A 253-nucleotide genomic window follows, 5' to 3' on the forward strand; every position below is an offset into this window, starting at 1 on the left:
TGGCCAGTGCCAGCACATTGTGGTGCATCCTCCGGGCGGCATGGCTGGCGGCGACAGGCTGACGCTGGATATCGATCTGGCCGCAGGCAGCCAGGTACTGCTCACCAGCCCCGGCGCGGCCAAATGGCTGTCTCTTATACACATCTCCGAGCCCACGAGACGAACGCAATAATCGCGTATGCCGTCTTCTGCTTGAAAAGTGGGGGGGGGGGGGGGGGGGGGGGGGGGGGGGGGGGGGGGGGGGGGGGGGGGG

1 protein-coding gene is annotated in these 253 nt (G+C 68.8%); it reads left to right on the plus strand.

Translation table 11 applies throughout. The annotated features are described in order from the left end of the window. Positions 1–40: 40 nt before the first annotated feature. Complete coding sequence (locus tag JHD62_RS22435; protein WP_233161177.1) at positions 41–172, plus strand: urease accessory protein UreD; 132 nt, start codon at positions 41–43, stop codon at positions 170–172. The last annotated feature ends 81 nt before the right edge of the window (positions 173–253 follow it).

Source organism: Aquitalea sp. ASV11, from assembly GCF_016429185.1.
Taxonomy (GTDB): domain Bacteria; phylum Pseudomonadota; class Gammaproteobacteria; order Burkholderiales; family Chromobacteriaceae; genus Aquitalea; species Aquitalea pelogenes.

Excerpts from the sequence above, each read along its gene's own strand:
- JHD62_RS22435 (WP_233161177.1), top strand. The coding sequence starts at position 41 with ATGGCTGGCGGCGACAGGCTGACGCTGGATATCGATCTGGCCGCAGGC.